The organism is Parasphingorhabdus sp., assembly GCF_036964565.1.
Classification (GTDB): Bacteria; Pseudomonadota; Alphaproteobacteria; order Sphingomonadales; family Sphingomonadaceae; genus Parasphingorhabdus.
Genome location: NZ_JBALTN010000001.1, coordinates 347,410 through 359,813, shown reverse-complemented (window position 1 = coordinate 359,813; position 12,404 = coordinate 347,410). Strand labels below are relative to the sequence as shown.

Below are 12,404 nucleotides of genomic sequence, written 5' to 3'. Positions count from 1 at the left end.
ACCGCTCCCAATGTTGCAGGAAACAGACTAAGTCCGTTTGGGATAAAGTGTCAAGTTTTTTAGACGTCCATTTTATTTGACACTTTTTCGATTGTCAGCTAATCAAATTTGACATAGCTTGCGACTCACTTGAGGCCGAAAAGGCCCAAGGGGCCGACGTTATGTCACGCCGACCAGACTTTTTAGGGGAGTCTGAGAATGCCTAATGGATTTGGGATATCCGAGCTTCGATCCAAACTCGACGACTGGCGATCAACTTGGAAAATAATGGCACCGGAAAATGCTCGTGCGGACGAGTGCGCGAGAACGAAACTTCCTGAAAAGGATGGATTTGACAATGCTGGCCACGAACTTTCGATCTTGATACAGAATCTGGTCATACCGCAGCTGATTGCGGACCGGCCGGAACCCGGCTATCGGCTCGAGGAGCAGGATCGGCCGATCGACCCCAGCGGCAGGGCACCCCGCCAGATCACCGCAGAAGATGTCGAACATTTTTCCCTGCTCTCGACCAGCAGCGATGCCAGGGAACTCCTCGATTTTGTGGACAAATGTCTCGCCAACGGCTGCCCAGTCGACTCGATTTACGTCGATCTGCTGGCCCCCACCGCGCGCCGGCTTGGAGAATATTGGGAATCTGACGACAGGGATTTCGTGGACGTCACCATGGGCTTGTGGCGGATCCAGGAAATACTGCGTGAACTGACCCTGCGCATTCCGCCCCCGGCCGTTGCCGGCTTCGGGCAACGATCCGCCCTTTTTTCGACCATGCCGGGGGAACAGCATAGTTTCGGCACGCTGATGATCGCGGAATGCTTCTACCGCGCAGGCTGGGACGCCGATATTCTGATCGAACCCAGCCATTCCGAACTGATCGGCAAGTTCGCCGGCCGCCGCTATGACCTGATCGGATTGACCGTCAGTTTGGATTGTCCTAAGGCGACCCTATCCGGTTTGGTCAAGGCGATCAGGTCGGTTTCGAACAATCCGGGAACCCAGATTATGATGGGCGGACGCGTCATCAACGATGCGCCGGGTTTGATCGAAGAATGTGGCGCGGATGCTACCGCCGTCGATGATCCTTCGGCGGTGAAACTGGCTGATACGCTGGTTCCGCTGAAGGCCGACATGTTTGAAAGTTTAGTTTAGATCATGACCAACGCCGATGAACATCCTGAAGCCAGCTGACCATCGGGTGCCCTTTGGCGATGCGGACGCTATTTTCGACGGCTTTTCCAAAGACGATGTGATCGAACTCGCCTATGCCTCGGGCGACTTCATGCTGGCAATTGACGAAGCCGGAAAGATCGTCGACGTCGCCGCCAATACCGCCGATCACAGCTTTGTCTACAAGTGGGTCGGGCAGGCATGGCCCGATACGGTGAGCGCCGAAAGCGTCGGCAAGATCGAGCAGATGCTGGAAAGGGATTCTGAAACCGCACGGGAATGGCGCCAGGTCAATCACCCGAGCAAGGACGGCGAGATACCGGTCCGCTACAAGGTGATCCAGCCCGACAACAATGGCTATATCCTTGCCATTGGCCGCGATCTGCGCACGGTCGCCATGCTTCAGCAGCGACTGTTGAAGACCCAGCAGTCGATGGAGCGCGACTATCTGAATCTGCGGCAGACAGAGACCCGCTATCGCCTGCTGTTCGACAATATTTCCTATCCGGTACTGATCATCGAGTCGGAGAGCCGCCTGATCCAGCAGGCCAATCGCGCTTTCCACAATATCATGGGCGCCGCTCCCGGTACGCTGGACCGGAAGAATATCCTCGATCTCGTCACCGCCGACGATCATGACAAGCTGATCACCTATTTTGGCGCGGCCGCCGTCAGCGCCGCGGCCGAGCCCGTTCTTGCCAGACTGGTCGGCCGGACCGGCACGGTCAAGCTATCGGCATCGCCTTTCCGCCAGTCCGGAAAGCAGTTCCTGCTGATCGATATCGACGACGGCACGCATGATGTGCCGGGCAAGTCATCCGACCAATATGTCCTGGATGCGGTGGAGCAGATGCCGGACGCATTCGTGCTGACGGACGAAAAGCATGGCATCATCGTTGCCAACAAGGCTTTTGCCGAACTGGTTCAAACCGCTTCGGTGGAACATCTGCTCGGTCAATCGCTCAACCGCTACATCGGCCGCCCCGACGTGGATCTGGGATTGCTGAAGAAGCAGCTCAGAGATCACAGGCACGTCCGCAACTTCAGCACGGTCGTCAACGATCTCAGCGGGGGCGAAGAGCCGGTCGAAATCTCCGCCATCATGATCGAACGCGACGAACCTCTCTACGGCTACTCGATCCGCGGTGTCGGCCGGCGGGAACGCGATCTGCCGCATTCCATCGGCGACAGCCCGCGCAGCGTCGATCAGCTGACCGAATTGGTCGGGCGCAAGCCGCTGAAGGACATCGTCCGGGAAAGCACGGACCTGATCGAACGGATGTGCATCGAAGCGGCGCTGGTCCACACGTCGGACAACCGGGCATCGGCGGCAGAAATACTGGGCCTGAGCCGTCAGAGCCTCTATTCGAAACTGCATCGGCACGGCTTGGGTAATCTGAGCGGCAAGGACCCGACGCACTAGCCGCGCATCGCCCCCCGCCGAACCGACAGAATCTTCCGGTCGGAATGTCCAATTAATTTGACACATACCCTGTCAAGGCATAGCCTCGATACATGTCAGACTCGGCAATTCCAAGATTATCAAACGGTCCGGCGCTGCGGGACATTGTGGAATTGTCCAAGCCGGTCACCTGGTTTCCGCCGATGTGGGCCTTCCTGTGCGGGGTCGTGTCATCCGGGGTTTCAATTTCCGACAACTGGCTATTTCTGTGGGCGGGCATTGCCCTGACCGGGCCGCTGGTCTGCGGCACCAGCCAGGTAATCAACGACTGGTGCGACCGCCATGTCGACGCCATCAACGAACCCGGGCGTCCCATTCCCTCCGGCCGGGTCCCCGGTCGCTGGCCGATCGCGATAGCGCTGGCCGGCGCCGGCCTGTCGCTCGCTCTCGCAGCGATGCTCGGCATCTGGATACTGGCAGCGACCTGCATCGCGCTGTTTCTTGGCTGGGCGTACAGTTCGCGGCCGTTCCGGTTGAAGCGCAGCGGCTGGCTCGGCCCCCTCGTCTGTGCCCTGAGCTACGAGGGCCTGTCCTGGTTCACCGGTGCCAGCGTGATGATCGGTGGCATGCCCTCCGGCAATGTCGTTGCGGTGCTGCTGCTGTACAGCCTCGGTGCGCACGGAATCATGACCCTGAACGACTTCAAGGCGATCGAGGGAGACCGGGCGATGGGGCTGCGTTCGCTTCCGGTCACCATGGGTATACGCCCCGCCGCGCTGCTGGCCTGCGCAACCATGGCGGTTGCGCAGCTCGCGGTCGTTCTACTGCTGGCGATACAGGCCTATGTCTGGTCGGCCGCGATCGTCAGCCTGTTGCTGCTCGTCCAGGTCGGGCTGATGGTCCGCCTCGTATCGGACCCGCGCAAATTCGCGCCCTGGTATAACGCCACCGGCGTCTCGCTATATGTTCTGGGCATGCTGGCCGCCGCGCTGGGACTGGGAGGATATTTCTGATGGCCACGGTGGCGCGGGTTCATGTTCGAAAACAGTCTGCGGGCCTGAGCTGGTTCGGCATCTTCAGGCTCGGGACCGTGCAGGCCGCGATCGGCGCGATCGTGATGCTGGCCACTTCGCTGCTGAACCGGGTGATGGTGGTCGAATATGCCGTGATGGCAGCAGTCCCCGCGGCGCTGGTGGCATGGCATTATGCCGTGCAACTGACGCGCGCCCTGTGGGGCCATCGGTCTGACCAATCCGCCCGGCGTACGCCGTGGATCGTCGGCGGCCTGGGGATTCTCGCGCTCGGCGCAATTCTTGCGGTCGACGCGACGATCATGATGGCCAGCCCGGGAATCGCCTCGATGCTGCTGGCCATTGTCAGCTTCACGATGATCGGTCTCGGCGTGGGGATTTCGGGGACCGCCCTGCTCGCGCTGCTGGCATCCCGCGTGTCTGCCGAGCGCAAGCCGGCCGCCGCGGCCATCAGCTGGACCATGATGGTGGCCGGGATCGTCCTCGCAGCGGGCATTTCCAGTGTCTTCCTGGATCCGTTCAGCGCGCCACGCCTCGCCATCGTCTCGAGCATCGTCGCCCTGACAGCCTTCTCCCTCGCCATGCTGGCGCTGAAAGGCGTGGAAGACGGAAATCCTGTCGTCCACCGCGAACATTCCGATCAGCAATCCGGCGATTTTGCCGAAGTTCTCGGAGAAATCTGGCGCGACCGCGAGGCCCGCCGATTCACCTGTTTCGTGTTCGTTTCGATGCTGGCCTACAGCATGCAGGATCTGATCATGGAACCATTCGCCGGCCTGCTGTTCGACATGACGCCGGGCCAGTCGACCAGGCTGTCCAGCCTACAGCATGGCGGCATCTTGATCGGCATGCTGGTCGCAGGCGCGGGGGGCAGCCTCTATGCCAGAAGATTCGGCCAGAATCTGAAGCTCTGGATCGTGATCGGCTGCATCGGCTCCTCCCTCATGCTGACATCGCTGTCCTTTGCCGCGATTGCCGGGTCAGGCTGGCCGCTGCAGGCCAATGTCTTCGGACTGGGTCTCGCCAACGGGATATTCGCGGTTGCGGCCGTCAGCGCAATGCTCGGCCTTGCGGGCAAGGGCGAGACATCCGGCGAGGGAGCCAGAATGGGCGTCTGGGGTGCCTCGCAGGCCATAGCCTTCGGGCTGGGCGGGCTGAGCGGCGCGATCATCGTTGACCAGTTGCGTGCTGTCACCGGCGAAAACGCCGCAGCATTCCAGATCGTTTTCGGTGTCGAGGCGATCCTGTTTCTCGTTGCCGCCTTCGTTGCAACCGGGACGCGGCTGCTGCGCCCACAACCATCAAGAGAGGCATTGGAGAGATGACCAAAGGAGCGAAAAACGCATCCGCTGACTATGACGTGGTCGTTGTCGGAGGAGGGCCATCGGGCGCCACCGCGGCCAACGAGCTTGCCGGTCAGGGCTACAAGGTGATGCTGCTCGACAAGGCCGGGCGGATCAAGCCATGCGGCGGCGCTGTTCCCCCGCGCCTTCTCAAGGATTTCGATATTCCGCAGTCCCTGCTGGTGGCGCACGCGCATTCGGCGCGCATCATCGCGCCTTCCAACAAAAAGGTCACCATGCCGGTCGGCGACGGCTTTGTCGGCATGGTCGACCGCGACCAGTTTGACGAATGGTTGCGCGATCGCGCGTCTCGGTCGGGGGCTGTCCGGATGAGCGGCAAGTGCGAAAATGTGACGACCGATTATGCCGGGATTGCCACCATAGCTTTTCGAAGCGGCCGGCAGTCCACCCGTCAGACGGTCACCGCCAGGGCGGTGATCGGTGCCGATGGTGCGCGTTCCTGCGTTGCGCAAAAATGCCTCCCCAACGCCAAGCGAGTGCCCTGTGTCTTCGCCTATCACGAGGTGGTGAAAGTCCCCGACATTATCGATGCAGACTATCAGGAAGACCGGTGCGATGTCTATTATCAGGGACATCTGTCCCCCGATTTCTACGCATGGGTCTTTCCGCACGGCGACCATATGAGCATCGGGCTCGGCAGCGCCAACAAGGGCTTCCCGCTCCGCGAGACCACCCGGCTGATGCGCGAGCAAACCGGCTTTGCCCACTGGGAGACCGTGCGCAAGGAAGGGGCCCCGATTCCCCTCAAGCCGCTGAAACGCTGGGACAATGGCAGAAATGTGGTGGTGGCGGGTGATGCCGCGGGCGTCGTCGCCCCTTCGTCCGGTGAAGGAATCTATTATGCGATGACCGCCGGCCGGATGAGCGCGCAGGCGGTGGACCTGTTCCTGCAGACGGGCGACGCACGCGCTCTGGGAACCGCGCGGAAGGCATTCATGAAAGCCCATGGCCGGGTTTTCTGGATCCTCGGGATGATGCAATATTTCTGGTACAGGAACGACAAGCGCCGCGAGCGCTTCGTTAAAATGTGCGACGATCCGGACGTACAGCGCTTGACTTGGGAGGCCTATATGAACAAGGAACTGGTCAGGCGTGACCCGCTTGCCCATGTGAAGATTTTCTTCAAGGACCTTGGTCACCTGTTTGGATTGAAAGCCGTAGAGAGATGAACCGAGCCGCCCTGTTCCCGATTATCATTGCCGCGACGCTGGCATTGATAACGGCGATGGTTGGCGGTTCGATAACGGTTCTCGACAGCTGGTATTATTCCCTGCAGCAGCCCGACTGGGCGCCCCCCGACTATATGTTCGGCATCATCTGGACGACGATTTTCGCGCTGATCGCCCTGGCCGGCTTTCTGGGCTGGCAGAAGGCCCCGACCCGGCGGACCGCCGAAATCATGCTCGGCCTGTTTGCCCTCAACGGCTTCCTGAACCTCAGCTGGAGCTTCCTGTTTTTCCGTCTCGAGCGGCCGGATCTGGCCTTTTACGAATTGATCGCCCTGTGGCTTTCGATCCTTGCGCTGATCCTTTTCTGCGGCCGCTTCTCGAAAAGCGCATCGCTTCTGCTTGTACCCTATCTCGTCTGGGTCACCATCGCAGGCATGCTGAACTATCAGATCGTGGCACTCAACGGGCCATTCGGATAAGGATTTCCCATGACAGAATTTTTTGCCAGCGGCCATGCTGTGGATGTCGTTCTCGCGGTATTGGCCCTGGAGACGCTTTGGCTCAAGTTCCGCGGCGTCGGATGGCACGACATCATGAGCACGCTGTTGGCCGCGGTGCTGATGATGATCGCCCTGCGCGCCGCCCTCACCGGACAGGTGTGGCCGATGGTCGCCATCCCTCTCGCCCTCTCCTTCCCTGCCCATATCTACGACCTGCGCCGACGGAAATTCTTGCGCGCAGGCTAGGCTCCCGCCCGCCTGTCCCGACCAGGCTCTACAACGACAAAGCCCGGCGACAGCGCCGGGCTTTGTCGGTACGGGATTTGCCTCTCCCGCGGCTAGGTTCCAGCATCAATATTCCGGCGCGTAATGATGCTCGATCGCCCAGAGATACCAGTTGTCGACCACGGTGCCGGTCAGCAGGATGCCGATGCCGCCGGTCAGCGGGCAGAGCACGGCGAACCACCAGGCCCAGCGATGGATCGATTCCATGGTCGCGTTGAACCCCATCGTCCATCTCCAGAACAGGGCGGCACGCTCGGAGGCGGTTCCGCGATCGGTGATCTGCTCGAGTTCCCGTTCGCCGCCATAGCGGCCGACGGCCAGAATCGTCGCCCCGTGCATCGCGAACAGCAGGGCGGAGCCGTAAAGGAAGACGATCGAAAGTGCGTGGAACGGATTGTAGAACAGATTGCCATAGGCCAGCGAGAAATTGTTGGTCCATTCCAGATGAGCAAAAATGCCGAACGGCACCGCCTGCGCCCATTCGTCCATGAAGAAGGGCCGGATGAAGCCAAGGACAAGATAAAGCCAGATCGCGCTCAGGAAGGCCCACGAGACATGCGTCCCCATGCCCAGTGCCCGGGCCCGGCGATAGCTCCGCACCCACCAGAGCAAAATCGACGTGGTCAGGAAGAAGCCGGCCAGGATCCACCACCCCCCCTCGTTGAGTGGCACGAACGGCGTGAACCCATATTCGGCGGCCGGTGGACTGAGCGCGAGCCAGAAGAACTGGCGGACAAATTCGACCGGATCCCAGTTGACCGAGGCCAGCATGTTCAGGCCGATGATCTCGATGGCGAGAAATCCGAAGAACAGCGAGGCCAGGCCCAGCCAGCCCAGATAGATCGGACCGATTTGCGCCTGCCCGAACTTGCCCATCCAGTAGCTGAACGATGTGCCCCGGGTGCGGTCCCCGGCTTCGCCGGGCGACAGGGGAATTCCCATTTCCGGCGCATGGGCCAGTTGCACCTGGGTGAATATATTCTGATAGCGTGCCATGAAAAGACCCTCCCCTTAAGACCAAATCGGAATGTTGCGCCACCATTCCCACCATTCCGGCCAGCCCTCAGCGTACAGCGGCCCGGCGATGATGATGCACACCGCGCTCCAGAAGCCGGCGTTCAGCGCCAGGAACAGGCCGAGCCGGTGGATCCCGATGGTGCCCACCGAATAGCCGATGAAATCGCGGAAGAACGTATCTTCATATTCCGGCGTCTTGACCTCCTGCCCCTTCTTCGGATTGACCGCGGACAGGATCAGCGCGCCGTGCAGCGCAAGGGCAAAGGTCGTGGTGAAGAAAAAGGACACCGCGATCATGTGCGCCGGATTATAATGGAAATTGACATATTGATATCCGGTATTGGATACCCAGTCGAGGTGGCTGAAAATGCCGTAGGGAAAGCCGTAGCCCCAGGCACCGAGCAGGAACGGCCGGAAAATGACCAGCGTCATATAGGCCAGAATGGCAAAGCCGAAGGCGATCGGGACATGGTAGCCCATGCCGAGTTTGCGGCAAATTTCGACTTCGCGCAGCGCCCAGGCAATGAACGCGCCGGTCGCGCACATGGTGATGATCTGCCAGAAGCCGCCCTCCCGGAGCGGCGCGAGCGACAGGCCATATTTCACATCCGGGGGATTGATCGATATGAGCCAAGGATTCCATGTCGGGCCAAGCGAGGCGGCGTACAATATCAGCGCGGTGCCCAATATGGCGCATATCGCCGACACGACGCCGAAAAAGCCGACATAGAACGGCCCTATCCAGAAATCGAACAGGTCCCCGCCGATCAAAGTCCCCCCGCGGACGCGATATTTTCTCTCAAAGCTTAAAAGCGACATAACGAATTCCTCTGCCACCCTTCCAGGCGCCAAAAATGAGATTCTTCATATAGTCCCCGGTGGGAGACACGATGCCTTCGGCACCGTGTCTTCCAAGGGGGCTAGGGCTCAGGTCAGTCGTTCCAACTGCTCGATCGCAGCCGTCGCGGCAGGCCCGGCTCCCGGACCTTCGATCCAGTTGAAGCGATCGGTGCTCAACAGGATGAAGTGGATCAGGAGAGCCAGAACGAACAGGAAGATTGCCAGGGCAACCAGCGTCCTGCGCGGATCAAATATTAACCAAAGTCTCCACATATTAAGTCTCCCTATACCAGGAATGAGGTGATGGTTGCTTGCGCCACCTGAACACCGTCATTCAACATTGCGTAGCCGTTGACGCCTGGCAACCAGGGCCGCCACATCCACACCAGGACATGCGCGATGATTGCGATGACGGTGAAGCCGATGAAGCTGCTCACAAAAATCTTGTGGAACTCCTTGGCTTCCTCTGGGGTCAGATAGGCCCCCGGACCTAAGCGGTCGTCACTTTCGATCATAGTTTCTTCTCCAGTTTAGCCCCCCGGAAGCCGCGCGGAGCGCCTCCCACGGGTAGTGCCCCGGCGGCACCCATTGCCGTCAAGGTTGCGGACACCGGACTTGTGTCCGGCGAATATCCGGGGATATCCAGGCACATCATGCCAATTCCCCTTGAAGCATGGTCGCCGCCAAACGGTCGGCAGATACGACATCCTCTCCCGCCAGCCTTGCGCTGCGCTCGGCGGCGTCTCTCAGTCGCTTGGCGGCGGAGATGCGCACGAGGACGGGCTGCGCCTCGACGATCGCATCCAGTTTTTCCTTCGCATCCCGGTCCCAGCCGATCGGCACATCCTTGCGCGATGGCGTCGCGACCCCGGCATCCATTTGCGTCGAGAGCGGCAGGATATGGAACAGCGCATCAAACAGCGCATTGCAGACTTCCTGCACCAGATAGGTCGCACCCGAATAGCCCATATAGGGCGTGCCGGTGTGCCGGCGGATCGCCGCACCGGGGAAGGACGCGGGGATGAACATGCCGCGCGCGCCGGTCTCGGCCATGTACATCCGCTCGTTATAGCTGCCGAAGACCACGAAGGGCGGGCTGTCGGCAATCAGGTCGCGGATCGCCTGGTTGTCGGTCTTGGTGCCGGCGGTCCGGCTGACCGCGAAGGCGCAGGGTAGCCCCATGTCATTTTCCAGGAAATTGCTGATCCCGCGCGCGTAGGTCTCGTTGGCAACAATCCCGAAATTGGCCGTGCCGAAGAAATCCTGCGTCACCGAGCGCCACAGGTCCCACAGCGGCTTGATCGTCGTGTGCTTTTCCTTCTCGATGAACGGCTCCGGATCGAGGCCGGTCATCTCGCCGAGCTGGCGCAGGAATTTCGTCGTCGATTCCAGCCCGATCGGCGCCTGCAGATAGGGCCGCTCCAGCTGCTCGCAGAGATTACGACCAAATTCGCGGTACATGCAGACATTGACCGACGCGTTGGCCAGCTGCCTTATATCGGCAAGATGGCTGCCCAGCGGGAACACCATATTCACCTCCGCGCCAATCCCCTCGATCAGCCGCCGGATCTCGGCGACATCCGACGGCATGTTGAACATGCCATAGGAAGGCCCGATAATATTGATCTTCGGCCGGTCGCCGTCTTGCAGCACCTTCGGCTTGGGCATTTTCTTCGGCCCGAATTCGGTCCACAGCCAGGACAGCGCCCGGTCTTCCGACTGCCACTGGTCCTCGTCGATCGTGCGTGGCAGGAAGCGTTTGATATTGGTGCCCTCGGGAGTCACGCCGCCGCCGATCATCTCGGCGATCGAGCCGGTGACGACCACCGCCGGCAGGTCCGGGTCCAGCGACTGCCACGCCCGCCGCATCGCGCCCTCGGTGCCGGTCTTGCCCAGCTCTTCCTCGCCCAGCCCGGTCACCACAATCGGCAATTCGTGCGGCGGCAGCCCGTCGGTATAATGCAGCACCGAGGTCACCGGCAGATTCTCGCAGCCCACCGGCCCGTCGATGATCACCTGCAGCCCCTTGATCGCAGTAAAGGCATAGACCGCGCCCCAATAGCCACCTGCCCGGTCATGATCGAGGATCAGCGTCATGATCCGATCGCCTCCGCCGCCTTGGCCGCAGCCGCATTTTGCGCGGCATATTTTGCCTTGAACTTGGGCCGGTCGGTCGGCGTGTCTTCCCAGATACCGGACGTATGCCCCTCGCCAACGCCCTTGAAAAATTCGCGCATCCGGTCGAACCGTTCCTTGTTCGCCATCGCTGCATTGACCACCTGGGCAAGACTGCCGGCCCCGGCCGGTCCCATCAGCGGCCGTGCCGAAATCAGGTTGGTGAAGTAAAGCGCCGGGATCGCCTTGGCCTTGGCATGCTGGACCACCGGGGTGGTGCCGATCGCCAGGTCCGGACCATATTCCTCGACCGCCGCGATATCCTCTTCCAGGCTGGCGCGATAATTGACCCGCACGCCCTTGGCCTCCAGCCATTCGCGATCGGGATCCGACCATTTTGTCTTGGGACAGGCGGTGCCGACATAGGGCACATCCGCGCCGCTTTCGATCAGCAGCCGGGCGACCAGCAATTCCGAGCCCTCATAGCCGGAGACGGTTATCCGCCCCTTGACCGGCATCGCCGCGAGCGCTCCGGTAATCGCGGGCAGGAAGGCGTTATGCGCCTCCGAAATCTGGTTCGCGCTTGCGCCGGTCGCCTCGCCGATCGCCTGCAGCCAGGCCGCGGTGCCGTCGCGCCCGACCGGGGCCGAACCGATGACCCTGCGCCCAGCCGCCTCGAATTCACGCACGCTCGCGGTGTAGAAAGGATGGATCGCGGCAATCACCGCCCCATCGAGCGCCGAATAAAGTTCCCGCCATTCCCGCGTCGGCACCACCGGCCCCGCCGCCAGACCGAGCGGCTCCAGCATATGGCCGATACCAACCGGATCGGCCGGGAACATTTCACCCAGCAAGGTGACCGAAGGCTTGGCGGCAACCTCGTTCGGCGCCGCAACCGGTCCCTGCTCCGCTTCCTCGCGCGCATATTTCAGCATCGCGCCAGCCAGCACATCCTTGGCCTCGGCATGGGTCGGCACGCCGAAGCCGGGAACATCGATACCGACGATGCGGACACCGTTGATCGAGTCCGGCAGCAGCCGCAGCGGCACCCCGCTGGCGGTCGGCACGCACAGGTTGGTGACAATGATCGTGTCATATTTTTCCGGATCGGCCATCAGTTCGACGGCTTCCTTGATATCCTCGAACAGCTTGCCGGTGACCAACGTCTCGGAGCTGAAAGGCACATAGCCGACGCTGCGCCGCGCGCCGTAGAAATGCGAGGTGAAGGTCAGGCCGTAGACGCAGCAGGCGGAACCCGACAGGATCGTCGCCGTCCGCCGCATTCTGAGGCCGACGCGCAGCGAACCGAAGGCCGGGCACATCGACTGCGGCTGGTCATGCGGACCGACCGGATAGTCCTTCTCATAGCGCTCCAGTATCTCGGACTGGCCGGCCTTCTTGGCCGCTTCGCGCATCGTCTCGGCGCCGCCATGGCAACCACCGCCCTTGGCCACCGGAGCCAGATCGATCCGGTCGGGGGTGCGCGGGGCTGGGGTGGCGGTCTCAATCATCCA

Annotated in this window: 13 protein-coding genes; 7 read left to right on the top strand and 6 right to left on the bottom strand. The window is 61.3% G+C overall.

Annotated features, from left to right (window positions below; translation table 11 throughout):
- Positions 1-198 precede the first annotated feature (198 nt).
- The 7 genes from V7650_RS01775 to V7650_RS01745 all read left to right on the top strand — a co-directional run bounded on the left by V7650_RS01775 (position 199) and on the right by V7650_RS01745 (position 6,879).
- Positions 199-1,149 (top strand): cobalamin B12-binding domain-containing protein, encoded by a 951-nt coding sequence (locus V7650_RS01775; RefSeq protein ID WP_335654519.1) that lies wholly within the window; start codon positions 199-201, stop codon positions 1,147-1,149.
- A 16-nt stretch (positions 1,150-1,165) separates the two neighbouring features.
- Positions 1,166-2,590 (top strand): transcriptional regulator PpsR, encoded by a 1,425-nt coding sequence (gene ppsR / locus V7650_RS01770; protein ID WP_335654518.1) that lies wholly within the window; start codon positions 1,166-1,168, stop codon positions 2,588-2,590.
- Between the two features lie 92 nt (positions 2,591-2,682).
- Positions 2,683-3,582, top strand: a complete 900-nt coding sequence (gene chlG, locus V7650_RS01765) for a chlorophyll synthase ChlG (RefSeq protein ID WP_335654517.1) — start codon at positions 2,683-2,685, stop codon at positions 3,580-3,582.
- Positions 3,582-4,925 carry a BCD family MFS transporter gene (locus V7650_RS01760; protein WP_335654516.1) on the top strand — a complete coding sequence of 448 codons (1,344 nt, stop codon included), beginning with the start codon at positions 3,582-3,584 and terminating at the stop codon, positions 4,923-4,925. Before chlG ends, V7650_RS01760 begins: the two co-directional genes overlap by 1 nt.
- Positions 4,922-6,133: a geranylgeranyl diphosphate reductase gene (locus tag V7650_RS01755; protein WP_335654515.1), complete on the top strand. Its 1,212-nt coding sequence runs from the start codon at positions 4,922-4,924 to the stop codon at positions 6,131-6,133. The genes V7650_RS01760 and V7650_RS01755 overlap by 4 nt, the downstream gene beginning before the upstream one ends.
- Positions 6,130-6,612: a TspO/MBR family protein gene (locus tag V7650_RS01750; RefSeq protein ID WP_335654514.1), complete on the top strand. Its 483-nt coding sequence runs from the start codon at positions 6,130-6,132 to the stop codon at positions 6,610-6,612. Before V7650_RS01755 ends, V7650_RS01750 begins: the two co-directional genes overlap by 4 nt.
- Positions 6,613-6,621: 9 nt before the next feature.
- Complete coding sequence (locus tag V7650_RS01745; RefSeq protein WP_335654513.1) at positions 6,622-6,879, top strand: hypothetical protein; 258 nt, start codon at positions 6,622-6,624, stop codon at positions 6,877-6,879.
- Positions 6,880-6,984: 105 nt separating this feature from the next.
- Here V7650_RS01745 and pufM read toward each other — a convergent pair whose 3' ends face one another.
- The 6 genes from pufM to bchY form a co-directional block, all read right to left on the bottom strand.
- Positions 6,985-7,914 (bottom strand): photosynthetic reaction center subunit M, encoded by a 930-nt coding sequence (gene pufM / locus V7650_RS01740; protein WP_335654512.1) that lies wholly within the window; start codon positions 7,912-7,914, stop codon positions 6,985-6,987.
- Between the two features lie 15 nt (positions 7,915-7,929).
- Positions 7,930-8,754, bottom strand: coding sequence for a photosynthetic reaction center subunit L (gene pufL / locus V7650_RS01735; protein ID WP_335654511.1), 825 nt, complete (start codon positions 8,752-8,754; stop codon positions 7,930-7,932).
- A 108-nt stretch (positions 8,755-8,862) separates the two neighbouring features.
- A complete protein-coding gene (gene pufA / locus V7650_RS01730) occupies positions 8,863-9,048 on the bottom strand; it encodes a light-harvesting antenna LH1, alpha subunit (RefSeq protein WP_335654510.1) in 186 nt (61 codons plus the stop codon).
- An 11-nt stretch (positions 9,049-9,059) separates the two neighbouring features.
- Positions 9,060-9,290 carry a light-harvesting antenna LH1, beta subunit gene (gene pufB / locus V7650_RS01725; protein WP_335654509.1) on the bottom strand — a complete coding sequence of 77 codons (231 nt, stop codon included), beginning with the start codon at positions 9,288-9,290 and terminating at the stop codon, positions 9,060-9,062.
- A gap of 136 nt (positions 9,291-9,426) precedes the next feature.
- On the bottom strand, positions 9,427-10,872 hold the full coding sequence (gene bchZ / locus V7650_RS01720; protein WP_335654508.1) for a chlorophyllide a reductase subunit Z: 1,446 nt from the start codon (positions 10,870-10,872) through the stop codon (positions 9,427-9,429).
- Entirely contained in the window at positions 10,869-12,401 is a 1,533-nt protein-coding gene (gene bchY / locus V7650_RS01715; protein ID WP_335654507.1) for a chlorophyllide a reductase subunit Y, read from the bottom strand. The genes bchZ and bchY overlap by 4 nt, the downstream gene beginning before the upstream one ends.
- Positions 12,402-12,404: the final 3 nt, after the last annotated feature.

Excerpts from the sequence above, each read along its gene's own strand:
- pufA (WP_335654510.1), bottom strand. The coding sequence starts at position 9,048 with ATGTGGAGACTTTGGTTAATATTTGATCCGCGCAGGACGCTGGTTGCC.
- V7650_RS01760 (WP_335654516.1), top strand. The coding sequence starts at position 3,582 with ATGGCCACGGTGGCGCGGGTTCATGTTCGAAAACAGTCTGCGGGCCTG.
- chlG (WP_335654517.1), top strand. The coding sequence starts at position 2,683 with ATGTCAGACTCGGCAATTCCAAGATTATCAAACGGTCCGGCGCTGCGG.
- pufL (WP_335654511.1), bottom strand. The coding sequence starts at position 8,754 with ATGTCGCTTTTAAGCTTTGAGAGAAAATATCGCGTCCGCGGGGGGACT.
- V7650_RS01775 (WP_335654519.1), top strand. The coding sequence starts at position 199 with ATGCCTAATGGATTTGGGATATCCGAGCTTCGATCCAAACTCGACGAC.
- V7650_RS01755 (WP_335654515.1), top strand. The coding sequence starts at position 4,922 with ATGACCAAAGGAGCGAAAAACGCATCCGCTGACTATGACGTGGTCGTT.
- pufM (WP_335654512.1), bottom strand. The coding sequence starts at position 7,914 with ATGGCACGCTATCAGAATATATTCACCCAGGTGCAACTGGCCCATGCG.
- bchY (WP_335654507.1), bottom strand. The coding sequence starts at position 12,401 with ATGATTGAGACCGCCACCCCAGCCCCGCGCACCCCCGACCGGATCGAT.
- V7650_RS01745 (WP_335654513.1), top strand. The coding sequence starts at position 6,622 with ATGACAGAATTTTTTGCCAGCGGCCATGCTGTGGATGTCGTTCTCGCG.
- bchZ (WP_335654508.1), bottom strand. The coding sequence starts at position 10,872 with ATGACGCTGATCCTCGATCATGACCGGGCAGGTGGCTATTGGGGCGCG.
- ppsR (WP_335654518.1), top strand. The coding sequence starts at position 1,166 with ATGAACATCCTGAAGCCAGCTGACCATCGGGTGCCCTTTGGCGATGCG.
- V7650_RS01750 (WP_335654514.1), top strand. The coding sequence starts at position 6,130 with ATGAACCGAGCCGCCCTGTTCCCGATTATCATTGCCGCGACGCTGGCA.
- pufB (WP_335654509.1), bottom strand. The coding sequence starts at position 9,290 with ATGATCGAAAGTGACGACCGCTTAGGTCCGGGGGCCTATCTGACCCCA.